A 21,698-nucleotide genomic window follows, 5' to 3' on the forward strand; every position below is an offset into this window, starting at 1 on the left:
TGGAATTGAAGGGCTTAGAGGCAACAGCGGCGCTTTGGTACGCCGCCGTCCTCAGCCTGCCTCAGCGCGTCGGCACCGGGCGGTGCAGCACGTCGCGCAGCGCCTTGTGGATATATTCGTTGCCGGCAACCACCTCGCCAGCATTGAACATATCATTACCACCGTCGAAGTCGGTGGCGTAACCGCCGGCTTCGCGAATCAGTAGGATGCCGGTCGCCATGTCCCATTCCGCGAGATCACGCTCCCAGAAGCCGTCGAAACGGCCGGCGGCGACATAGGCGAGATCGAGCGCGGTAGAGCCGAGACGGCGCATGCCGGCGACTTCACCCATCACATGGCGCAGCTCGATGAGGAACTTGCCGTGGTTGCCGCGGCCGAGATGCGGCACGCTGCAGCCGATGACGGCATCCGACAGCGCCTTGCGGGCAGCCACGCGCAGGCGGCGATCGTTGAGGAAGGCGCCGCCACCACGCTCGGCGGTAAAGAGCTCGTCCGTTGCCGCATTCAGAACGACGGCCGCGACGATCTCACCGTTGCGCTCCAGCGCGATCGTGCTGGCAAAGAGCGGGATGCCGTGCAGGAAGTTGGTCGTGCCGTCGAGCGCGTTGACGATCCAGCGGTGCGCACCGTCCGTACCGATGATCTCCTCGGCATCGTCGGCCAGGAAGCCATAGGTCGGGCGGGCCTTCATCAGCTCTTCGCGGATCAGCTTCTCGGCCTTGCGGTGCGCCTGCGCGACATATTCGGCCGGGCCCTTGAGCGAAACCTGCAGGTTCTGCACTTCGCCGAAATCACGCGAGAGCGACTTGCCGGCCTTAAAGGCGGCCTGAACCATAACGTTGAGAAGAGCTGAACGAGCCATGAAATGAATGTCCTTCGGGAATGTCCGGCGCATCGGGACGGCGAAAGCCGCGGCGCGCAAATGCACGGGGACCGGATGTGCGGGCTTCAAGACCACAAATCCCGCGAAGTTTCAAGTCTTCAGCCCCTGCATGGGCTGCAATGCAGGGTGTGCGATCGTGCAACAGGGTAAATACGGCGCGCCTTACGAGCCCGAACGGTACTTGTTGGCTGCCGTGATCGCCGCCTTCTGCTGCTCGTCCGTCAGGCCGAGATAGAAGTCTTCGAGCGAGGGATCATTGAGCCCTGCACGCCGCGCCAGAACGAACCACTTGCCCGCCTCGACAGGGTCCGGCCGTGTACCGATGGCGTGGATGTAAAGCTGCGCGATCTTGCTCTGGGCTACGACATTGCCGCCATCGGCCGCGCGCTTCAGCCATTTGAAGCCGGTTTCGTAATCGCGCTCGCCCGCTGTGCCGTTCACCAGCCACATGCCGAGATCGAGCTGCGCGGTATCGAAGCCCGCGCGGGCCGCCCGCAGCAGCCATTCACGGGCGCGCTTGGTCTTCTCTTCCGGCAGGTCCTTCAGGTTCACATAGATCTGCGCCACGGCATATTGCGCATCCGCGATGCCTTGCTCCGCCGACTTCTCGTAATAGGGCAGCGCGTCGCGCAGCCCCTTGTCGCCCGGGCTGTCGGCCACCAGCACCTGCGCATAGTTGAACTGCGCGGAGGCATTACCGAGATCGGCCGATTTCTTCATCAGCTCGTCGGCCTTCTTGCGGTCCTCCGGCGAGGCCGAGCGCTCCATGAGGAGGATCGCATATTTGAACATGCCGGTCGGGTCGCCGCCATTGGCCGCCTGCTCATACCAGAACAGCGCCTGCTTGCGATCGCGCTTCACGCCGAGGCCACGATCGAGAATTTCGGCGACCAGGGTCTGTGCGGCGGGATCGCCGAGCTGGGCGCGCGGAAGGGCAAGCTCCATCGCCGTCAGGTAGCGGCCACGCTGGAAGGCGCCATAGGCATCATCCACCTTGCCGGCAAACGGCTTTTCGGCCGGCAGCGCTGGCAGATCGGCCCCCATGCGGTCAAGCACCGAAAGACCCGTCGACGGGCCGTCGACCGGCTTCTTCTCGTCCTTCTTGGCCTCGTCAGGCTGATCGTCAAGAATATCAGGCTTCACATCCACGACCGGCTCTTTTTCCTCCGCCTTCACATCGCCAGCGGTGACGGAGGGACCCTTCTTCGCCGTCTCGGCAAGGGACGGCGCGGCAACGAGAACGCCCGTGGCAAAAAATGCCACCGGCGCGATACGGCAAGCTTGTGAAAGAAGGGCCCTGATCATGAGCGCCTACTATTGCTCAAACCGTGGCGCTTTTTCGTCAAGAAGAGCATTGACCGCAGCAATCACATGCGGCGCCTGCGCAGGGTCGGCAAAGACCGCCTTGTCGAGCGCCACGAACTCCGCGCCGGTCTCGGCCACGGCAAGGGCGGAGTCCGGATCGGAGCCGCCGAGCACGATGCAGGGGATCTCCACCATCGAGGCCCACCATTCGGCAAGCGCCAGGTTCTTCGGATGCGCGTCCGGCTTGATGTCTCCGCCGATCTTGCCGAAGAAGATATAGTCCGGCTGGATGTCGCCGATCTCCAGCGCCTTGTGACGATCCGTGGCATTGCCGCCGCCGACAATGAGCTTAGGCGTGAATTTTTCCACCGCTTCGGCAAACTCCTCGAGTCCGCCGGTCACATGGATGCCGTCGGCCTTCGCCCGACCCGCCACACGTGTATCACCAGCAACGAGCGCGGCAGCGCCGGCACGCTGGACAATTTCAACCAGCGCTTCCGCGTGCTTCTGGAACACGCCGTCATCTAGGCCGTATTGCGGAATGATCACCGAAGCGACGTCGCCGCCCTTCAGAGCGCCCTCAAGCATGGCGGTCCGCGCGGACAGGTCCTCGCCCTCGGGAAGGATCAGCACGAGACGGCAGCGGTTATCGGCGTTGGACATGGATGGGCACTTTCCTTGAATTGCGGCACTCTGGTCTCGTCATAACAGATCAAAGCGGATAGACGGAAGGACGAACAGGATCAATCACCTTCCATGTCCATCGACCCCTCGATTTATTATGTCGCCATCCCCGCCGTGTTGCTGGTCGGCCTGACGAAGGGCGGCATGGGCGAAGCACTGGCGCTGATGGGCGTGCCCTTGCTGGCCATGGCCGTGCCGCCGGTGCAGGCCGCCGCCATTCTTCTGCCGATCCTGGTGGTGATGGACTGCGTGTCGCTCTGGATCTGGCGCGAACACAACAACCGCACGCTTCTGAAAATGCTGCTGCCCGGTGCACTCATCGGCATCGCTATCGGCTGGGCGACCTCGGCCTATGTGCCGCGTGACGCGTTGCGCCTCATCATCGGCCTGATCACCGTGCTCTTCGTGCTACGCTATTTCTACAACACTTGGCGTGTCCGGCATGGTCACGTCATCGAGCCGAAACCGCACCGGCTCATCCCCGCCGCTTTCTTCGGCACGCTGTCCGGCTATGGCAGCTTCGTGGCCCATGCAGGCGGCGCACCGTTTCAGGTCTACGGCCTGCCGTTGAAGCTGCCGCCGCGCGACTATACCGGGGCTGCCGTCCGCTTCTTCGCCATTCTCAACGTCGTCAAGCTCGGCCCCTATTTCGCGCTGGGGCAACTCGACACGACCAATCTCACAATCTCGGCAACACTCGTGCCGCTCGCCATCGTCGCCACCGCCTTCGGCGGCTTCTTGGTCAAGCGCATGAAGCCGGACGTTTTCTATCCCTTCATGTATTCCATGGCGCTGATCGCCGGTCTGAAGCTCGTCTATGACGGCGTATTGGCCCTTCTCTGACGGCTTACTTCGCACCGCACAAAATACTTGCCGCACATGCTTCTTTGCCCTAGCGTTCGGCCATGGCGCACCCAGACCCATTTGCTGCGATTGCCGATCCCAACCGCAGGTTCCTGCTGGAGGAGCTGCGTCGCGCTCCACGCACGGTCAACGAACTCTCCGAGGGCCTGCCGATCAGCCGCCCGGCGGTCTCCCAACACCTGAAGGCGCTGCTCGATTCCAACCTGGTCAGCGTCAAAGCCGAGGGAACGAAGCGCATCTATGCCATCAATGCCAAGGGCTTCGACAGGCTCAATCTCTGGCTTGATCAATTCTGGTCGTGAACCCGCTGTGTCATTTTGAAATAGAACGCCCCGGCAGACCTTCCGATTTGCCAGGGCGTCATGACATCTATGATTTCGTTTTCGAAAGCGGTTTCGCGAAATGGGCTCCTACCCCGGTCCTCCCATACGGACCATCTGTTCCGCGACTTGCCTCCCTATAATTCCTTTGGAAAAATCCCTGTCGTTTCAGTGAGCTGAGGAGCGAATGCGCTCGATCTCATCCTTGATGCGCAGCTTGCGACGCTTGATGTCTGCAATCGCATCATCACCCGAAGAGGGCTGCTTGATTGCAGCATGCAGCTCTTCTTCAAGAGCAAAATGCTTCTTTTCCAGCGTAGCCAGGTGGGCCTCAATCGTCATGTGACAGTTCCTTCCTTTTGCTTGCACCCGGTCACTTGCGTGCCGGATGATCCAGGTTGCAACAAAGTCAGTGTGCCATGTCATTTTTCATTTGTCGAAGGCGAAAACGTGGCAAGGGATAACTTCCCGTTACCGGGGCTTTCGTGATAGGAGCAGGCTTATACAGACTGGGACAGGCGGGCGGACCGCTGCTCCCGACGACGGGGAATAGAGCATGGCAGATCAGGAACAGGCTGAATTGCGGCTTGCCGCCGCACGGCTTCGCCAGGAGCATGAAGACTACGATGCCGCCATCAACGCCATGATCCAGGTGGGCTGCGAAGCCCTCAAAATCCAGCGCATGAAGAAGAAGAAGCTGATCCTCAAGGACAAGCTTTCCAAGCTGGAAGACCAGATCATTCCCGATATCATCGCCTGAACCGGACGAGACGCCTTGGACACCACCGAAACGCCCCCCGTCGCCATCATCATGGGAAGCCAGTCCGACTGGGAGACGATGAAGAACGCCGCCGATACGCTCGATGCGCTTGGCGTGGATTACGAGGCCCGCATCATTTCGGCGCACCGCACGCCCGACAGGCTCTACAGCTTCGCCCGCGGCGCCAAGGCGGAAGGCTTCAAGATCATCATCGCCGGTGCCGGCGGTGCGGCCCATCTACCGGGCATGGCCGCGGCCATGACGCCGCTGCCCGTCTTCGGCGTGCCGGTCCAGTCGAAGGCACTCTCCGGCCAGGACAGCCTCCTTTCCATCGTTCAGATGCCGGCCGGCATTCCCGTCGGTACGCTCGCCATCGGCCGGGCCGGCGCGGTCAATGCCGCGTTGCTCGCCGTCGCCGTGTTGGCGCTCAACGACCCCGAGCTCGCCCATCGCCTTGATGAATGGCGAGAGAGCCAGTCCAACGCCATCGCCGAATATCCCGTGGACGGCCCGCTATGAGCGCCCGCACCATCGGCATCATCGGCGGCGGCCAGCTCGGCCGCATGCTGGCCATGGCGGCCGCGCGCCTCAACCTGCGCACCGTCATCCTCGAACCGCAGGCCGATTGTCCGGCAGCTCAGGTCGCCAACGCTCAGATCGTCGCCGCCTATGACGACGCCGAGGCGCTCGCCGAGCTTGCCCGCATCTGCGATGTCGTAACCTACGAATTCGAGAACGTGCCCGTCGCCGCCGCCGCCGCGCTGGCCAAGGCCGTCCCGGTCTATCCGCCGTCGCGCGCGCTGGAGGTCTCGCAGGACCGCCTCGTCGAAAAGAGCTTCATCCGCGATTGCGGCATCCTCACCGCCGACTTCGCCGCCGTCGACAGCCAGGCCGATCTTGAGGTGGCGCTCGACCGCTTCGGCGGCGTCGGCGTGTTGAAGACCCGCCGCCTCGGCTATGACGGCAAGGGCCAGCGCCTCTTCCGCTCTCCGGCCGAAAGCCGCGAAGGCGCCTTCGAGGCGCTGGGCGGCGTGCCGCTGATCCTCGAAAGCCTCGTGCCCTTCGAGCGCGAAGTGTCGATCATCGCCGCGCGCGACCGCGACGGCACCATCGCCTGCTACGACCCGGCCGAGAACGTCCATCTCAACGGCATCCTGCACACCTCGACGCTGCCGGCGAGCGTCAGTGAGGCGACGGCCGACCAGGCCCGCAAGGCGGCACGCGCCATCCTCGACAGCCTCGGCTATGTCGGCGTCATCGGCGTGGAATTCTTCGTGCTGCCGGATGGCGGGCTCGTTGCCAACGAGATCGCACCGCGCGTACACAATTCCGGCCACTGGACGGAGGCGGCCTGCGTCGTCTCGCAGTTCGAGCAGCATATCCGCGCCGTTGCCGGCCACACGCTCGGCGATCCGCGCCGTCATTCGGACTGTGTGATGCAGAATCTGATCGGCGACGACATCGATGACGTGCCCGCCTGGCTTGCCAAGCCCGGCGTACTCGTCCACCTCTACGGCAAGACGGAAGCCCGACCGGGCCGCAAGATGGGGCATATTACCCAGGTTTTCGGCTGAAACGGACTGGAAAACCAGACACAGCGGCGGAAAACCCGCCGCCTATGGTTGACAGCGCAAATGTCCCGGGTTACATGCCTGCCCAACGTGAAAGCGCGCCCGAAACGGCGCGTTTTTGATTGAAGAAATCCGGCGAACTCGTGTCGCCCTGCAATACGCGGATCGAAAACATGAAGATCAAGAATTCGCTCAAGTCGCTCAAGGCTCGCCACCGCGAAAACCGCCTCGTTCGCCGCAAGGGCCGCATCTACATCATCAACAAGCAGAACCCGCGCTTCAAGGCTCGTCAGGGCTGATACGGCGTCGCGGTTGCCTGTCCCGTCAGGGACAGCGTTGATCGAGAAATACAATTGAAGTTGAGCGCATGGCGGTTTACCATAACCGCCATGCGCTTTTTCATGCTTTCCGCACTTTGCCTTCCCCTTGCTTTCGCCATGGCTGCGCCCTCCGCCGCCTTCGCGCAAGCCGCAGACAAGGCTTCGCTCGACAAGACGTCCGGTGCCTTCACCACGCAAGCGCAGCGGTTGGACAAGCTGTTCGGTGACCTGAAGCGCGAGGCCGACCCGGATGCAGCGACTGGCATCGCCAACCAGATTCGCCGCGAATGGCAGGATTCCGGCAGCGCGACCATCAACCTCCTGATCCAGTGGGCCGACAAGGCCATGACGGACGACAAGAATGCCGCGGCGCTCGATTTCCTCGATGAAGCGATCCGCCTGAGGCCCGACTATGTCGAGGGCTGGAACCGCCGCGCGACGCTGCATTTCAAGATGGGCAACTATCGCAAATCGATGTCCGACATAAACCAGGTGCTGAAGATCGAACCCCGCCACTTCGGCGCGCTCGCCGGCATGGCCGCGATTCTCTCCCAGACCGGCCGCGACGAACTGGCCATGAAGGCCTGGGAACGCTTCCTCGATATCTACCCGACCGAACGGCAGGCACAGAAGGAAATGGGCGACCTCGCGGAAAAGCTGACCGGCCAGCGCACCTGATTCCCATTCGGGTGAACCGGCATGGCGCCACCTGCGTAGACCAGCTATCTCCATCGTCGACCGGACCTTTCCTTGCCCTCCCCGCTCCGCCTCATGCTGACAGCCCTTCTCGCCGCTCCCTTCGCCATCGCACTCGCCGGCTACACCTTCACGGCGTGGAAGGCCCGCACGATCGAGCAGCAGTTTCCCAATGTCGGCGAGCTGATCGACGTCGGCGGCTTTCGCATGAACAGCGTGCTGGTCCCGGCGGGCGACAAGGCCGACCTGCCGCCACTCGTCTTCATCCACGGCGCAAGCGGCAACCTGCGCGACCAGATGCATGCCTTCCGCGCGAAACTGGAAGGGCGTGCGACCCTGCTCTTCGTCGATCGGCCGGGCCACGGCTACTCCGAGCGCGGGGGGCCGGAAAATGCCTGGCCGGACGGGCAAGCCAACGCCATTGCCCGCCTGATGGAAAAGCGCGGCATCGACAAGGCGATCATCGTTGCCCATTCGTTCGGCGGCGCGATTGCCGCAAGCTTTGCGCTGGAGCACCCGGAAAAGACCGCCGGCCTGCTGTTCCTCGCCCCGGCAACCCATCCCTGGCCGGGCGGCGTCGACTGGTATTACGATCTCGCTAGAGCGCCTTTTGTCGGCTGGCTGTTCACGCGCATCGTCGCCCTACCGGTTGGCCTGTCGCGCATCGACAGCGGCACCCGTTTCGTCTTTGCCCCCAACCCGCGCCCGGACGACTACATCGAAGCGACCGCACCCGCCCTCGTGCTGCGTCCCGCCGCCTTCCGCAACAATGCCACCGACGTCGCCAATCTCCTGGACTACGTTCGCCGCATGCAGCCGCGCTATCCCGAGATCCGGGCACAGACGATAATCGTCACCGGCGACACGGACGGCGTGGTCTATGAGGAAATCCATTCACGCGGGCTGGCGCGCGACATCGCGGGATCGGAGCTCGTCTGGATACACAATCTCGGCCACAAACCGGATTACGTGGTGACGGATCTTGCCGTCGAGGCGCTCGAGAAGATCGCGGGCGCAAAACGCGACCTCCAGGAATCAGCAAGGCGGGCCGAAGCCCGCCTTGCGAAGGATCACGAGAAGTAGCGCAGCCTCAGACGCCGCTGACGCCGTCGGCGCCGATATAGGCGATGCGCAGCATGTTCGTGCCGCCGGGGGTACGCAGCGGCACGCCGGCCGAGATGATGATGCGGTCGCCCGGCTTGCCGAATTCTTCCGTCACGACGATGCGGCAGGCGCGGTTCACCATGTCGTCGAGGTCTTCCGCATCGCCGGTGACGACGCAGTGCAGGCCCCAGACGACCGAGAGACGGCGCGCCGTCTCGATGACCGGCGACAGCGCCAGGATCGGCACTTCCGGCCGCTCGCGCGCGGCGCGCAGGCCCGTCGTGCCCGACGAGGTGTAACAGACGATGGCCGCAAGCTTCAGCGTCTCGGCGATCTGGTGAGCGGCAAGCGAGATGGCATCGGCGCCGGTCGCTTCCGGCGGCGTGCGCTGGGCGTAGATGATGCCCGGATAGTGCGGGTCGCGCTCAACCTTGCTGGCGATGGAGGCCATGGTGGAGACGGCTTCGACCGGATAGGCACCCGAGGCGGATTCGGCCGACAACATGACGGCGTCAGCGCCTTCGAAGACGGCCGTCGCGACGTCGGACACTTCGGCGCGGGTCGGGACGGGCGCCGAAATCATTGATTCCAGCATCTGGGTGGCAACGACGACCGGCTTGCCGGCGCGGCGGCAGGCACGGATGAGCTGCTTCTGCAGGCCCGGAACGGCCTCCAGCGGCATTTCCACGCCGAGGTCGCCACGCGCGACCATCAGGGCGTCCGAGAGGTCGATGATCTCGTCGATCCGCTCGATGGCCTGCGGCTTTTCGATCTTCGACATCAGGCCGACGCGGCCGCGCGAAATCTTGCGCACTTCGGCCAGGTCTTCCGGGCGCTGGATGAAGGACAGCGCCACCCAGTCGACGCTGCCGGTCGCAAGCACCGCATCGAGGTCGATGCGGTCCTTCTCCGTCAGCGCGCCGACCGGAAGCAGCGTGTCGGGCAGGCTGACGCCCTTGCGGTCGGAGATCTTGGTGCCCGAAACGACCGTGCAGACGATCGACTTGCCGTCGGATTTTTCGGCGCGCAGGTGCAACTTGCCGTCGTCGATCAGCAGGCGATCGCCCGCCTTCACCGCTTCGAGAATTTCCGGATGGGGCAGGAAGACGCGGCTGTTGTCGCCGGGCTCATCCTTGCTGTCGAGCGTGAAGGTCTGGCCGGGCTTCAGCTCTTCCGAACCGTTGGCGAACTTGCCGACGCGCAGCTTCGGCCCCTGAAGATCGGCGAGAATGCCGATGGGACGGCCGCAGCGGGCCTCGACAGCGCGGATGCGGCTGATCAGCGTGCGCATCACGTCGTGGCTAGCGTGGCTCATATTGATGCGGAACAGATCTGCGCCCGCCTCATGCAGCTTCTGGATCATCTGCTCGTCGGAGGATGCGGGTCCGAGCGTGGCGAGGATTTTGGCTCTTCTGTTCCGTCTCATCAGTTCTGGCTTTCCTGGGTGCCTGGCGTATCGGAGAGCTGCACCATCCAGCTCCCCTGTCGGCCCGTGTCATATTCCTTGAAGCCCATGCGCTGGAAACCGCGGGCAAAGCAGTCCTGCACGCCGGTGATCTTGAACTCGTTCTCGGCGACGCACATGTTGACGTCGCCGGTCCAGCGTCCGCCGCGGGCGGCATCTTCGGCATAAAGATAGTAGTAACGCGACTGCAACTCGCCCTCGATCAGCGTGGCGCAGGTCGTGGCCGGCACCTGCCACCAGCCCTCTGTCATCCAGCCTTCCTTGGCGCGATAGCCGATGGCGACGCCGACGAGGTTCTGCGTGCCGTTACAGACACGGAACTCGGCTTTCGCCTCATTGGGCAGGGAAAGGGCGAGAAAGCCCGCAATAGTGAAAAGGCCAGCCTGGAGAAGGCGCGTGGCTTTCGGGACGAAGGGGCTGTGGCTCTTGGCTCGCACGGCTTCCAATGGAACTCCGTTGATTTGAATATGCGCTTTCTTGCGACGGCGGGGCATGAATGTCAACGCAACACTAATCGATTACAATTTCACGAAAGGAGAAGGAATCTTTCCTGCAAGCGCAGGCCCCGCGGCTTGCGGGCCGGATCGCCCCATGCGATCAGTCGGCATCAACGGTACAATTTCGGCTAACGGCATGCAGGATCATCCTTCCTTCGAGATCATTGACGGCGACCTCGGCCTCGGGCTCGTCATCCTGGCGGACCATGCCACCAATCTCGTGCCCGAACACTATGGCCGCCTCGGCCTGCCGGAGAGCGCGTTCGAACGGCACATCGCCTACGACATCGGCGTCGAAGGCGTGGTGCGTGGCCTGAACGCCCGGTTGAACGCGCCGGTCGTGATGAGCCGCTTCTCCCGCCTGCTGATCGACCCCAACCGTGGTGAAGACGACCCGACGCTCGTAATGCGCATTTCCGACGGTGCGATCATTCCAGGCAACCACCCGATCACGCCGGAAGAATGGCAATACCGGTTGGAGACCTATCACCGACCCTATCACGATGCCGTGTCCCGCATGATCGACACGGTGGCCGGGCGCACGGGCAAGGCGCCGCTCGTCATGTCCATGCATTCCTTCACCCCGGCCTGGAAGGGCACGCCCCGCCCCTGGCAGGTGACCGTGCTCTGGGACAACGACCACCGCGCCGTCGGCCCGCTGCTTGCCGAACTGGAAAACCTCGGCGATGTCATGGTGGGCGACAACGAACCTTATGATGGGGCGCTGCGTGGCGACACGATGTTTCGTCACTGCATGAAACCGGGCATCGCACATGCGCTCATCGAAATCCGCCAGGACGAGATCGGCGATGCGGTGGGCATCGCCAGCTGGGTCGACCGCCTCGCCCCGATCTTTTCGCGGTTGAATGCCGATCCCGCCCTGCACACATACGAGATACACCCTTCCCGCACCGGACCCTATTGACGATGACAGAGCTTTCCAGAGAACAGCAGACCGAGTTCGAAGCCGCCGCCTTCCGGCGCCTAGTCAGACACCTGCGCGAGCGCACGGACGTGCAGAACATCGACATGATGAATCTCGCCGGCTTCTGCCGCAACTGCCTGTCCAACTGGTATCGCGATGCGGCCAATGAAGCGGGCGTCGCGCTCGATAAGGAGGCCTCACGCGAGATCGTCTACGGCATGCCCTATGAGGAATGGCGCGCGCGCTACCAGCGTGAAGCGAATGACGCGCAGAAGACCGCCTTCGAGGTCAACCGCCCGAAAGAATGAGCGGCAACGACATGAAAAACCGAAACGCCGTGCGATAGGTCTTGATCTTGCCGGAAGTTCGCGGCAAGTCACGGCCTTCGAATTCTAGCCATACTAGGACCACCCAAGGAGAAGACCATGTCGGATGCCCACGGCGTCGCACGCGACCAGCTTCGCGCATTCATCGAGCGCATCGAGCGCCTCGAAGAGGAAAAGAAAACCATCGCCGACGATATCAAGGACGTCTATGGCGAAGCCAAGGGCACCGGCTTCGACACGAAGATCCTGCGCAAGGTCATCCAGATCCGCAAGCAGGACAAGGACGAGCGCATGGAACAGGAAGCCATCCTCGACACCTACCTGCAGGCCCTCGGCATGATCGACCTGCCGCCGGATGCCGAATAAGCGGGACGGATCTTACGGCATGGAGATGAAGGGGCGCGACGCGCCCCTTTTCTTTGACTGCGCTTGAACCTCACGGCAAACCGCGGTCGCTTCAGAGTTTCGCTGGCCTGCTGACATGATATGAATGCTCTCGGGCGCGCGGCGAACATCCCTGCCCCTTGATGGTGTGGAGCATAGACAGACCTTGAGCAGCAAAGTCAAAGTCCCGAAGCCGGTGACCGGTCGGGCGACCCACCTGACGATTTTGTGCCGTGGCGCCACGTCGGCCAACCAGCAATCGCGGTTTTCCGCGACCGATGCGCTGCTACCCAAGGAGCAGGCGCGGCTAAAGACACTTGCCGGCAAGCTTCGCGCTTTCGATACGGTCCTGCATGCGCCCGAACGCGCTGCCGCCGAAACGGCCGCCGCCTTCTCCACCGAGGCGAACGCGTGCTCGCTCCTCAGGGATGTTGCCTATGGGACATGGGAGAACCGGACGGTCGCGGAGGTCACACACCATTGGCCTGAGGACTTGGAACACTGGTCGGCGGACCCCGCATCGGCCCCGCATGGCGGCGAATCTTTCGCAGCGGCACAAGCCCGGTCGGCCGAGTGGCTCGAAGGCTATCACGCGGTGGGCGGCAACACGCTGGCCGTAAGCCATGCGATCATCATCAAGTTGCTGTTCCTCCACGTGGTCGGCGCGCCGCTGACGTCGATCTGGCGCATCGACGTCGCGCCCCTCGGCATGCTGGCCCTGAGCAGTGATGGCAAACGCTGGGCCCTTCGCGGGTTTGGAGCGGGTGCGATTGACAGTTTTTAAGAGCACAGCGAGCCGCAGCCGAGTTAGAACGACATACGCCACGCTTTAACGAGTATGTCGCAATGCAAAATTTCTTTGCGAATGAACGGTCGGCCTGCGCCGTCCCTCCTCCATCAGCCCCTCATTGAAATCATTTTCAGGCAGACGATGACCTTCCCCACAATCAAGCTTCCCGCCCGCCCCCTCGCCATCGAGGGCCGGGTCATTTCCATTCCCTTCGCCTACTACTTCTCCACCCCCATTCTGCTGGCCATCGCGGTCTTCATGGTGATGACGGAAGGACCGGGCATTCTGCGCGACTTTACGATCAGCCAGAACCCGCTTGTCATCGACGGCACGATCGGCGGCAACTGCACGACGCGCAAAGCGGTTTTCACGACCTGCGAAGTGGATCTTTCCTACGAGCATGACGGCCAGCGTTACGAGAAGGAGGTCGAGGTCATGTTCGTCGATTTCCACACCGGCGACTATGAGACGGGCCTCGTCATCTCGGCCGATCATCCTGAACTCGCGACCATCAGCCTCGGGCTGGACATGTTATGGAACCGGATCATCACGCTGGCGGCCTTCGCGCTTCTGCTTGGCGGCGGGGGTATCGCGATGATCTTCCTCGCATTGCGCATCCTGCGTGTCCGCGGCAAGCTGCGCCACCCCGCGCCGCTCACCGTCATCCCCGTCGAAATCACGGGAATGGACAACAAGCGCGGTCGCCTTTCGGTGACTTATGCAGACCGGCTAAGCGAGCGGAAGACCAAGCGCGTCGCCTTCACCCGCTTCCAGAGCGGGGAAGAGCCGATCATCGTTGGGGATGCCGGCAGCAATGCGGTTGCCCTTGCCGTCTGGCACGGTACGACAGCGCTGCCCGTGCTGCTCGACGACCGGCTGGAGCGCATCGACCTTACCGCGCAGGAACGGGCGGAAGCGCTGGCCCCTCTTCACGCCGCCGCCACGACAGCCGACCATCAGAGCGCCGTCGCGCTTGCTCCGGCAAAAAAAGGCATGTCACTCGCGCGCCGGCTCGGCCTCTTCCTGCTTCTGCTTGTCCTCATCGTTGGCGGCATATTCGGCTATTGGCTATGGTACGTGACGAGCGCGCCCTCGCAATACAACTCGCCGGGGATGGACATCAACAACATGATGCCCGAAGCGCTCAACCGCTGGGGCTGCAGCCAGTTGCAAAGCCGCTTCGGCGACGGCCCTGCTCCCTTTGGCTGCACGGCGGCGGACTATCAGAGCTGGAAATGACAAAAGCGTCTCGGCAGAGCGACGACCATTGTTCCTGATGCAGTTGAGATGAAACCATCGCCGACGCGTTCGCCCCGCTAACACACAAAAGCCCGCCGGATCGCTCCGGCGGGCTTTTGTGATCTCGGTATTCAGAGGCTCAGTCGAACTTGCGGACTTCCATGAAGTTGACCGCATTGCCGCTGAAGCGGGCGCTGTCGATGGATTTGCCCTCCGGCTGGAAGCCGGCCATGTAGACGGTGGTCGGCGCGGCGCGCAGCGTGCGGCTCACGAAGCGCGGCGCTTTGACCGGCTTGGAGAGCGTCGCCATGTTGCCCTGCTCGAGCGCCCACTGAGAGATGATCTTCTGCGTCAGCTTCGGCTCGGTGCGGATCGCGCCACGGCTTGCGGCATCGGCATCCTTCTTCTTCGGACGGCCGCCCTTCGACGGCGTTTCCTCGGCAGCCTTGCCGTCAAAGGCATCGACGCCCGCCAGCGACCGCGTGGCACCGGCATTGTCGGACACCAGCGCAGCCATCTCGACCGGGTTGCCCTGATCGTCGCCCGTCGTCGGATCGGCAAGGGCAGCAAGGCCCGAACGGTCCGCGGTGGACGGGAGTGCAACCTTGGCCTCGGCCGCCGCCATCAGCGCCGTCTGCGACTGGTCATCAAGCTCGACCTGCGGGCGAAGGCCCGGCACCGGCACCATGGCCAGTTCCTCGCCGTCTTCCGCGGCCGCGGCTGCGACAGCCGCCGTCATGGCTTCGCCAGACTGGGCTTCACCGGGCTGCGCATCGCCAGCCTGGGTGCGGGCACCCAGCATGACGGGCAGCGGAACCTTGTAGGCCGCCAAGTCTTCGAATTCGGGCTTCTGCTCTTCCGTCGTCGTCGCCGCTTCGAGGGCCGCGACGGCACCGCTCGTCGTCGGTGCGACAAGGGCGAGCTCGCTGGTCGTCTCGGCCGCCTTGAAGGCGGGACGGCTGCCGGGGACCGGCGCGTTGAAGGCAAGCTCGGTCTCGGCTTCGGTCGCGACCGGCTTCTGGTCGGCAACAGCCTTGGCAGGCGCGCCGCCCGTCTCGCCGCCTTCATCGAAGGAATCGGCGATCGTGACATTGCTGCTCGCGATCATTTCGGGTTCTTCATCCTCGTCGCCACCGCCGCCGAAGAGCGCGGCGAGGAAGCCGCCCTTGCGCTTCGACGCGGTCGGCGTCGAACCGCCGCCGGCAACCTGGATGGCGTCGGAACCGACGCGGCGCTTGTAATCGGCAACGGCCTGCTGGTAGCCCGGCAGCGGCTTGCCGTCCGTCGGCACATGCATGGTCTTGCCGTCCGGGAAGAGGCGCACCAACTCCTGGCGGCTCATGCGCGGCCAGGCGCGCACGCTGCCGACGTCGAGATGCACGAAGGGCGAACCGGAGGTCGGGTAGAAGCCGACGCCGCCGACCTGGAATTTCATGGCAGTGGCGCGCAGCGTCGCGAGCTTCACGCCCGGGATATAGAAGTCCATCGCCTTGCCGAGCATGTGCTGGCTCTTCTTGGCGACACCCTTGGAGCGCGAGCGCAGCATGCCGTTGGTGGCCGGCGAGCGATAAGCGGAAACGACGTTGATGTAACCCGTCGCGCCGACCTTCTGGTAGACTTCCCAGACGAGGTCGAACAGGCGCGGATCCATGCGCGTCGGCTCGTTGCGGCGCCAGTCGCGCAGAAAGGTGTTGAGCTGCTTCAGGCCGCGCTGGTCATAACGACCGTTGCGCTTGAAGGTGATCTCGGCCTTTTCCTTGGTATGGATGAAGAAGAGCTTGAGCGTGCGGTTGCCGCTCTCGGCCTGAACCGTCGCGGGAATGGCCGTCGGCAGAATGAGGGCAGCAGAAAGCACAGCCGTGGACAAAGCCTTGGGCAGCTTTTGCAACACTGTCTTGCAGAGGCTGCCAAGGGTGCTCCCCCGGCGCTTCATCGATGCGAACAAATTTGCCAACTCTTTCCCCGTCCGAAGGACAACGAACGTCCGTTATCCCAGATGACTGCCAATTGCGGTGAGAGCATGGCAAATTCGCCACACTCGTCATCGCGCACCCGTTATAGTGAACAATCCACTAACAGGGAATAAACGGCAATCGCGAAATCTCAAACGGCCGGGATTCCAACGGTTTTTACGCAGCTTCCTTCAGCGGATTGTCCGGATCGATGCCGTAATCCTTGAGTTTGCGATAGAGAGTCGAGCGGCCGATGCCCAATTTGCGGGCAACTTGACTCATCTGGCCATGATAGAATTTCAAGGCGAAACGGATGAGTTCCTCCTCGACATCGGCCAGCTTGCGCACATGGCCGCCCTTGTCGACGCTCGGAATGGCGTTGTCGGGCGTGCCGTGGACATCCGACGAGACCGATTCGCTCGGCCGGAAATCCGGATAGACGCTCGGCAGGCGTGCATCGCCAGAAAGCTCCGGCGCATGGGCGGACGCCGCCTCCCAGGTCACCGCACCGTCCTCGGCAAGGCCGTAGCCTGGCACCTGCGCGGCTATCTGCGGGAAGTCGGCAGCGTTGAGCTCCGCCCCTTCCGATAGCACGACGGCGCGGAAGATGGCGTTTTCCAGCTGGCGGATGTTGCCCGGCCAGTCATAGGCCGTCAGAAGTGCCATGGCGCCGGCGGAGACGGAAAGCGGCCGGGCGAGCTTCTGCTCGCCGGCAAAACGCTGAACGAAAGCGCGCACCAGAACCGGAATGTCCTCCTTGCGGCGGCGCAGCGCCGGAATGGTGATGGGGAAGACGTTGAGGCGGTAATACAGGTCCTCGCGGAAGCGGCCTTCGCGCACCTCGTTGATGAGGTCGCGGTTCGTCGCCGAGATCAGACGCACATTGACCTTCTGCGGGAAGCGCGCGCCGATCGTCTCGATCTCGCCCTGCTGCACGGCACGTAGAAGCTTCACCTGCACGTCGAGCGGCAGGTCGCCGATCTCGTCGAGGAACAGCGTGCCGCCATCGGCCTCCATGAATTTGCCGGTGTGTCGCTCAGTGGCACCGGTGAAGGCACCCTTCTCGTGGCCGAAGAGGATGCTTTCCACGAGATTGTGCGGAATGGCACCGCAATTGACGGTAACGAAGGGCTTGTGGGCGCGGTCGCTGCCTGCCTGGATGGCGCGGGCCACCATTTCCTTGCCGACGCCCGATTCGCCTTCCAGCACGACCGGAATGTTCGACTGGGCGGCGCGGCGGCCGAGCTCGATGACGCGCAGCATTTCGGAACTGGCTGAAACGATATCGTCGAACTGCACGGTTTCGTTGCGGTTGCGACGTCCGCCGCGGCCGCGGCCTTCCCGCTGGTCGACCTTCAGGGCGTTGCCGAGCGCGACTCCCAGGCGTTCGGGTGAAACCGGCTTCACCACGAAATCGAAGGCGCCGGCGCGCATGGCCATGACGACGGTCTCGATGCCGCCCTGTCCGGTCTGCACGATCACCGGGATCGTGTTCTCGCGTTCGGCGAGCGCGTCAAGAAAGGCGGTGCCGTTCATTTCCGGCATCATCAGGTCGAGCAGGATCACATTGATCAGGCCGCCCTTGCGATCGAGCATGTCGAGACCCGCGCGACCGTTTTCCGCCATATGGGCGACATGGCCGGAACGCTCGATCATGTTCTTCAGCAGCCTGCGCTGGACAGGATCATCGTCGATGACAAGAATATGGGCCGTCACTGGAACCTCCTTGCCCAGGCGTGCGTCATGCACGCCGAAGGGAACTGAACACCAGCGGACCATGACAGGAAGGGTTGAACATGCCGTTTTGAGAAAGGCTTGCATTTTAACCAATGCCGACGCAAGCAAGGGGCTGATCGGCCCACCAGGAAGAGAGATAGAGATGACGCGTAATTTCCCCGCCCCCCGCATCGCCTTCGCCCCGGCGGACGCCGCCGCAAGCGCCGAGTTGGGCGATCTTCCCGGCTGGAACCTCGGCGATCTCTATGCTTCGCAAACCTCCCCGGAATTCATCGGCGACATGAAGAAGGCCGAGGCGGAAACGCTCGCCTTCGAAGCCAAGTGGAAGGGCAAGCTCGACGCCGCCACGGAAAAAAACGGCGACGAGGGTATTGGCGCGGCGGTCAAGGAATTCGAGGCGCTGGAAGACGTGATGGGCCGTCTCATCTCGTTTGCCGGCCTCACCTATTTCACCAACACGACCGAGCCGGCCAACGGCAAATTCTACGGCGACGTGCAGGCGAAGCTGACCAATCTTGGCGCGCATCTCCTGTTTTTCTCGCTTGAACTCAACAGGATAGCGGACGAGCGAATCGAAGCGGCGCTGGTGAAAGACGCGCTCGCCGCGCATTATCGCCCTTGGATCGAAGACCTGCGCAAGGACAAGCCCTACCAGCTCGACGACAAGACCGAACAGTTGTTCCTTGAAAAGTCGATGACCGCGGCGGCCGCCTGGAACCGCCTGTTCGACGAGACCATGGCCTCGCTGCGCTACACGATCGACGGCGAGGAGCTGCCGCTCGAAATCGCCCTCAACCAGTTGCAGTCGCCCGACCGGGAGGCCCGCCGCAAGGCCGCGCAGGCGCTGGCAAAGACCTTCAAGGACAATATCCGCACCTTCTCACTGATCACCAACACACTCGCCAAGGATAAGGAAATCTCCGACCGCTGGCGCGGCTTCGAGGACATTGCCGACAGCCGGCATCTGGCGAACCGCGTCGAGCCGGAAGTGGTCGCCGCACTCGCGGAAGCCGTGCGCGAAGCGTATCCACGCCTGTCGCACCGCTACTATGCGATGAAGGCAAAGTGGCTCGGAATGGAGCAGATGGAGTTCTGGGATCGCAACGCGCCCCTTCCCGAGACACCCGATGCGACGATCCCCTGGACCGAAGCACGCGACACCGTGCTCTCCGCCTACGGTGCCTTCGCGCCCGAAATGGCCGACATCGCCAAAAAATTCTTCGACAAAGGCTGGATCGACGCGCCGGTCCGTCCCGGCAAGGCGCCGGGCGCCTTCGCCCATCCGACGGTGCCTTCCGCGCACCCCTATGTTCTCGTCAATTACATGGGTAAGCCGCGCGACGTAATGACGCTCGCCCACGAACTCGGCCATGGCGTGCATCAGGTTCTGGCCGGCGGCCAGGGCGCGCTGATGGCCTCCACGCCGCTGACGCTCGCCGAAACGGCCTCCGTCTTCGGTGAGATGCTGACCTTCCGCAGCCTGCTCGACAAGACGAAGGACAAGCGCGAGCGCAAGGCCATGCTCGCCCAGAAAGTCGAGGACATGATCAACACGGTCGTGCGCCAGATCGCCTTCTACGAATTCGAGCGTAAGGTGCACACCGCCCGCAAGGAAGGTGAGCTGACCGCCGAGCAGATCGGCGAACTCTGGCTTTCCGTGCAAGGCGAAAGCCTCGGTCCGGCAATCCGGATTTCCGAGGGCTACGAGACCTATTGGGCCTATATCCCCCACTTCATCCACTCGCCCTTCTACGTTTATGCCTATGCCTTCGGCGATTGCCTGGTGAACTCGCTCTATGCCGTCTACCAGCAGGCGGAAGCCGGCTTCCAGGCAAAGTATTTCGACCTGCTCAAGGCCGGCGGCACGAAGCATCACTCGGAACTGCTGAAACCCTTCGGCCTCGATGCCAGCGATCCGTCGTTCTGGAGCAAGGGACTGTCGATGATCGAAGGGCTTATCGACGAGCTGGAAGCGCTTGATAAGGCCTCCTCTTAAAAGAGCCGGACAGCAGCATGACCGATCGCGAACGCTTTGTGCTCCTCAGGGACGACCGCGAGGACCGGACGGTGGTTTTCGCCGATCCGCTCGCCGTGGTCACCGTGCGCGATCGCGCCGGCTTCGAGGCCGCCTTCACGGCGCTCCAGAAGGCGCATGAGGAAGGCCACTGGATCGCCGGCTTCATGAGCTATGAGGCCGGCCATCTCTTCGAGGAGAAGCTGGCCGGCTTTGCCGAAGAAAACCGCCCGACGCCGCTGATGAGCTTCGGCATCTTTGAAAAGCCGTCGGACGACCATCCGCTGGCAAAGCCGCGCCAGCGCACCGAAAACGAGCCGTTTCTCACCGAACCGAAGGCGCATTGGGATTTCGAGACCTATCGCAGCCGCTTCGAGCGCCTCCACCGGCATCTGCGCGAGGGCGATTGCTACCAGGCGAACCTCACCATGCCGATCCGCGCCCGCTGGACCGGCGATCCGCTCGCCGCCTTCTGGTCGCTGATCGAGCGCCAGCCGGTGCGCTACGGCGCCTTCGTCTCGCTCGATGGGCCGCTGCTGCTCTCCCGTTCGCCGGAACTCTTCTTCGATGTCGACAGGGGCGGCTGGATCGAGACCCACCCGATGAAGGGCACCGCCCCGCGCGGCGGCGATGCAGCCGAGGACGCGGACATCATCGCCGCCATGCAGGCCGATCCGAAGTCGCAGGCAGAAAACCGCATGATCGTCGATCTCCTGCGCAACGATATCTCGCGCATCTCGGAGGTCGGCACGCTGCATGTGCCCAAACTGTTCGCCGTCGAGACCTACCCCACCGTGCACCAGATGGTGAGCCATGTCCGGGCGAAGCTTCTGCCCGACATCTCCATCCGCGATATCTTCGCCGCGCTCTTCCCCTGCGGCTCCATCACCGGCGCGCCGAAAATGAGTGCCATGAAGATCCTGCACGACCTGGAGGACGGCCCGCGCGACGCCTATTGCGGCGCCATCGGCATGATCGCGCCCGACGGCACCATGCGCTTCAACGTCGCCATCCGCACCATCTCGATCTTCGAAGATGGCAAGGCCGTCTTCAATGTCGGCGGCGGCATCGTCTTCGATTCCACCGCCGAGGCGGAATATGAGGAGTGCCTGCTCAAGGCGCGTTTCGCCGTGGGGGACCAATGGATCTCTCGCTGATCGAGACCCTGCGCTGGGAGCCCGAGGTCGGCTTGGTGCGTCTGGAACGGCACCTTGCGCGGCTGGCGTATTCAGCGGCGGCGCTGGGATTGCCCAAGGCCGAAAAGGCCGTGGAATCTTTGGCCGCAGCCCCTGCCGGTTCCGAAACACCTCTGCGCATCCGCCTCGAACTCTTCGCCGACGGCCGGATCGAAGTCCAGACCGCAGCCTTCACCCCGCTCGCGCCGGATACCACATGGCGACTGGCGATCGCCGAAACGCGTCTCGCCTCCACCGACCTCCTGCTGCGCCACAAGACCTCGCGCCGCGCCCTCTATGCCGCGGCACGGGCGGAGTTCCCGGCAAGCGAGGCCGACGAGGTGATTCTGCTCAATGAACGCGGCGAGCTCTGCGAGGGCACGATCACCTCGCTTTTCCTCGACGACGGCTCCGGCATCCTGAAAACCCCGCCGCTCGCCGCCGGTCTGCTGGCCGGCGTGTTGCGTGCCGAACTGCTGGAAAACGGGAAAGCCGTCGAGGCCGTTCTGCAGCCGGAGGACCTGTCGAAGGGCCGAATCTTCGTCGGAAATTCGCTACGCGGGCTCATCAGAGCCGGGCTTTCCCAGGGCAAAATGCCTGGGATTAACGCCGGTTAACAATATCACGGCAGAAAACCGCGCTTTCCCTTTATTGTGACAGAAATCTGTGCTCTAGCGCTGCCATTAT

General features: G+C 63.3%; 24 protein-coding genes. 16 read left to right on the top strand and 8 right to left on the bottom strand.

Going from position 1 to position 21,698, the window contains the following annotated elements:
• Window positions 1–61: 61 nt before the first annotated feature.
• From D0Y60_RS13755 to D0Y60_RS13765, 3 genes are all read right to left on the bottom strand, one after another.
• Window positions 62–862, bottom strand: coding sequence for an inositol monophosphatase family protein (locus D0Y60_RS13755; protein WP_117370737.1), 801 nt, complete (start codon window positions 860–862; stop codon window positions 62–64).
• A gap of 183 nt (window positions 863–1,045) precedes the next feature.
• The gene (locus D0Y60_RS13760) at window positions 1,046–2,146 is read right to left on the bottom strand and encodes a tetratricopeptide repeat protein (protein WP_245409177.1); all 1,101 of its coding nucleotides are present in this window, start codon (window positions 2,144–2,146) and stop codon (window positions 1,046–1,048) included.
• 51 nt (window positions 2,147–2,197) lie between these two features.
• On the bottom strand, window positions 2,198–2,851 hold the full coding sequence (locus tag D0Y60_RS13765; RefSeq protein WP_117370532.1) for a thiamine phosphate synthase: 654 nt from the start codon (window positions 2,849–2,851) through the stop codon (window positions 2,198–2,200).
• 93 nt (window positions 2,852–2,944) lie between these two features.
• On the opposite strand from D0Y60_RS13765, the gene D0Y60_RS13770 reads away from it, so the two are divergent.
• A complete protein-coding gene (locus tag D0Y60_RS13770) occupies window positions 2,945–3,715 on the top strand; it encodes a sulfite exporter TauE/SafE family protein (protein WP_117370533.1) in 771 nt (256 codons plus the stop codon).
• 62 nt (window positions 3,716–3,777) lie between these two features.
• Window positions 3,778–4,038, top strand: coding sequence for a metalloregulator ArsR/SmtB family transcription factor (locus tag D0Y60_RS13775; RefSeq protein ID WP_117370534.1), 261 nt, complete (start codon window positions 3,778–3,780; stop codon window positions 4,036–4,038).
• A gap of 186 nt (window positions 4,039–4,224) precedes the next feature.
• On the opposite strand, the gene D0Y60_RS13780 is transcribed toward D0Y60_RS13775, so the two are convergent.
• On the bottom strand, window positions 4,225–4,398 hold the full coding sequence (locus D0Y60_RS13780) for a DUF465 domain-containing protein (RefSeq protein WP_117370535.1): 174 nt from the start codon (window positions 4,396–4,398) through the stop codon (window positions 4,225–4,227).
• Window positions 4,399–4,612: 214 nt separating this feature from the next.
• Here D0Y60_RS13780 and D0Y60_RS13785 point away from each other — a divergent pair, with 214 nt between their 5' ends.
• The 6 genes from D0Y60_RS13785 to D0Y60_RS13810 all read left to right on the top strand — a co-directional run bounded on the left by D0Y60_RS13785 (window position 4,613) and on the right by D0Y60_RS13810 (window position 8,486).
• A complete protein-coding gene (locus D0Y60_RS13785; RefSeq protein ID WP_117370536.1) occupies window positions 4,613–4,816 on the top strand; it encodes a DUF465 domain-containing protein in 204 nt (67 codons plus the stop codon).
• Window positions 4,817–4,867: 51 nt separating this feature from the next.
• The gene (gene purE / locus D0Y60_RS13790; protein WP_117370738.1) at window positions 4,868–5,335 is read left to right on the top strand and encodes a 5-(carboxyamino)imidazole ribonucleotide mutase; all 468 of its coding nucleotides are present in this window, start codon (window positions 4,868–4,870) and stop codon (window positions 5,333–5,335) included.
• Entirely contained in the window at window positions 5,332–6,390 is a 1,059-nt protein-coding gene (locus tag D0Y60_RS13795) for a 5-(carboxyamino)imidazole ribonucleotide synthase (protein ID WP_117370537.1), read from the top strand. The genes purE and D0Y60_RS13795 overlap by 4 nt, the downstream gene beginning before the upstream one ends.
• 170 nt (window positions 6,391–6,560) lie before the next feature.
• On the top strand, window positions 6,561–6,686 hold the full coding sequence (gene ykgO, locus D0Y60_RS13800) for a type B 50S ribosomal protein L36 (protein ID WP_024271182.1): 126 nt from the start codon (window positions 6,561–6,563) through the stop codon (window positions 6,684–6,686).
• A gap of 81 nt (window positions 6,687–6,767) precedes the next feature.
• On the top strand, window positions 6,768–7,385 hold the full coding sequence (locus tag D0Y60_RS13805) for a tetratricopeptide repeat protein (RefSeq protein WP_117370739.1): 618 nt from the start codon (window positions 6,768–6,770) through the stop codon (window positions 7,383–7,385).
• Window positions 7,386–7,478: 93 nt separating this feature from the next.
• Window positions 7,479–8,486, top strand: coding sequence for an alpha/beta fold hydrolase (locus D0Y60_RS13810; protein ID WP_117370538.1), 1,008 nt, complete (start codon window positions 7,479–7,481; stop codon window positions 8,484–8,486).
• Window positions 8,487–8,493: 7 nt separating this feature from the next.
• On the opposite strand, the gene pyk is transcribed toward D0Y60_RS13810, so the two are convergent.
• Together pyk and D0Y60_RS13820 are read right to left on the bottom strand one after the other, a co-directional pair.
• Entirely contained in the window at window positions 8,494–9,933 is a 1,440-nt protein-coding gene (pyk, locus tag D0Y60_RS13815) for a pyruvate kinase (protein WP_117370539.1), read from the bottom strand.
• Window positions 9,933–10,340, bottom strand: coding sequence for a DUF1036 domain-containing protein (locus D0Y60_RS13820; RefSeq protein ID WP_348627861.1), 408 nt, complete (start codon window positions 10,338–10,340; stop codon window positions 9,933–9,935). Before D0Y60_RS13820 ends, pyk begins: the two co-directional genes overlap by 1 nt.
• Window positions 10,341–10,563: 223 nt before the next feature.
• Between D0Y60_RS13820 and D0Y60_RS13825 the strand changes: the two genes are divergently transcribed.
• From D0Y60_RS13825 to D0Y60_RS13845, 5 genes are all read left to right on the top strand, one after another.
• Window positions 10,564–11,394, top strand: coding sequence for an N-formylglutamate amidohydrolase (locus D0Y60_RS13825; protein ID WP_245409179.1), 831 nt, complete (start codon window positions 10,564–10,566; stop codon window positions 11,392–11,394).
• 2 nt (window positions 11,395–11,396) lie between these two features.
• Entirely contained in the window at window positions 11,397–11,702 is a 306-nt protein-coding gene (locus D0Y60_RS13830; RefSeq protein ID WP_117370541.1) for a DUF1244 domain-containing protein, read from the top strand.
• 117 nt (window positions 11,703–11,819) lie between these two features.
• Window positions 11,820–12,086 carry a DUF2312 domain-containing protein gene (locus tag D0Y60_RS13835; protein ID WP_117370542.1) on the top strand — a complete coding sequence of 89 codons (267 nt, stop codon included), beginning with the start codon at window positions 11,820–11,822 and terminating at the stop codon, window positions 12,084–12,086.
• 184 nt (window positions 12,087–12,270) lie between these two features.
• Window positions 12,271–12,888, top strand: a complete 618-nt coding sequence (locus D0Y60_RS13840) for a histidine phosphatase family protein (RefSeq protein ID WP_158565483.1) — start codon at window positions 12,271–12,273, stop codon at window positions 12,886–12,888.
• A gap of 147 nt (window positions 12,889–13,035) precedes the next feature.
• Complete coding sequence (locus D0Y60_RS13845; protein ID WP_117370741.1) at window positions 13,036–14,133, top strand: hypothetical protein; 1,098 nt, start codon at window positions 13,036–13,038, stop codon at window positions 14,131–14,133.
• Window positions 14,134–14,272: 139 nt separating this feature from the next.
• Here the strand turns inward: D0Y60_RS13845 and D0Y60_RS13850 are convergent, their stop codons facing one another.
• The gene (locus D0Y60_RS13850) at window positions 14,273–16,066 is read right to left on the bottom strand and encodes a DUF882 domain-containing protein (protein ID WP_117370544.1); all 1,794 of its coding nucleotides are present in this window, start codon (window positions 16,064–16,066) and stop codon (window positions 14,273–14,275) included.
• Between the two features lie 196 nt (window positions 16,067–16,262).
• On the bottom strand, window positions 16,263–17,801 hold the full coding sequence (locus tag D0Y60_RS13855) for a sigma-54 dependent transcriptional regulator (protein WP_117370742.1): 1,539 nt from the start codon (window positions 17,799–17,801) through the stop codon (window positions 16,263–16,265).
• Window positions 17,802–17,964: 163 nt separating this feature from the next.
• Here D0Y60_RS13855 and D0Y60_RS13860 point away from each other — a divergent pair, with 163 nt between their 5' ends.
• Genes D0Y60_RS13860 through D0Y60_RS13870 form a run of 3 tightly spaced genes read left to right on the top strand, consistent with a single transcriptional unit; the run spans window position 17,965 to window position 21,628 of the window.
• Window positions 17,965–19,818, top strand: coding sequence for a M3 family oligoendopeptidase (locus D0Y60_RS13860; RefSeq protein ID WP_117370545.1), 1,854 nt, complete (start codon window positions 17,965–17,967; stop codon window positions 19,816–19,818).
• A 17-nt stretch (window positions 19,819–19,835) separates the two neighbouring features.
• The gene (locus tag D0Y60_RS13865) at window positions 19,836–20,993 is read left to right on the top strand and encodes an aminodeoxychorismate synthase component I (protein ID WP_117370546.1); all 1,158 of its coding nucleotides are present in this window, start codon (window positions 19,836–19,838) and stop codon (window positions 20,991–20,993) included.
• Entirely contained in the window at window positions 20,978–21,628 is a 651-nt protein-coding gene (locus D0Y60_RS13870; protein ID WP_117370547.1) for an aminotransferase class IV family protein, read from the top strand. The genes D0Y60_RS13865 and D0Y60_RS13870 overlap by 16 nt, the downstream gene beginning before the upstream one ends.
• Window positions 21,629–21,698 lie beyond the last annotated feature (70 nt).

This window comes from Shinella sp. WSJ-2, assembly GCF_003432075.1.
GTDB lineage: Bacteria > Pseudomonadota > Alphaproteobacteria > Rhizobiales > Rhizobiaceae > Shinella.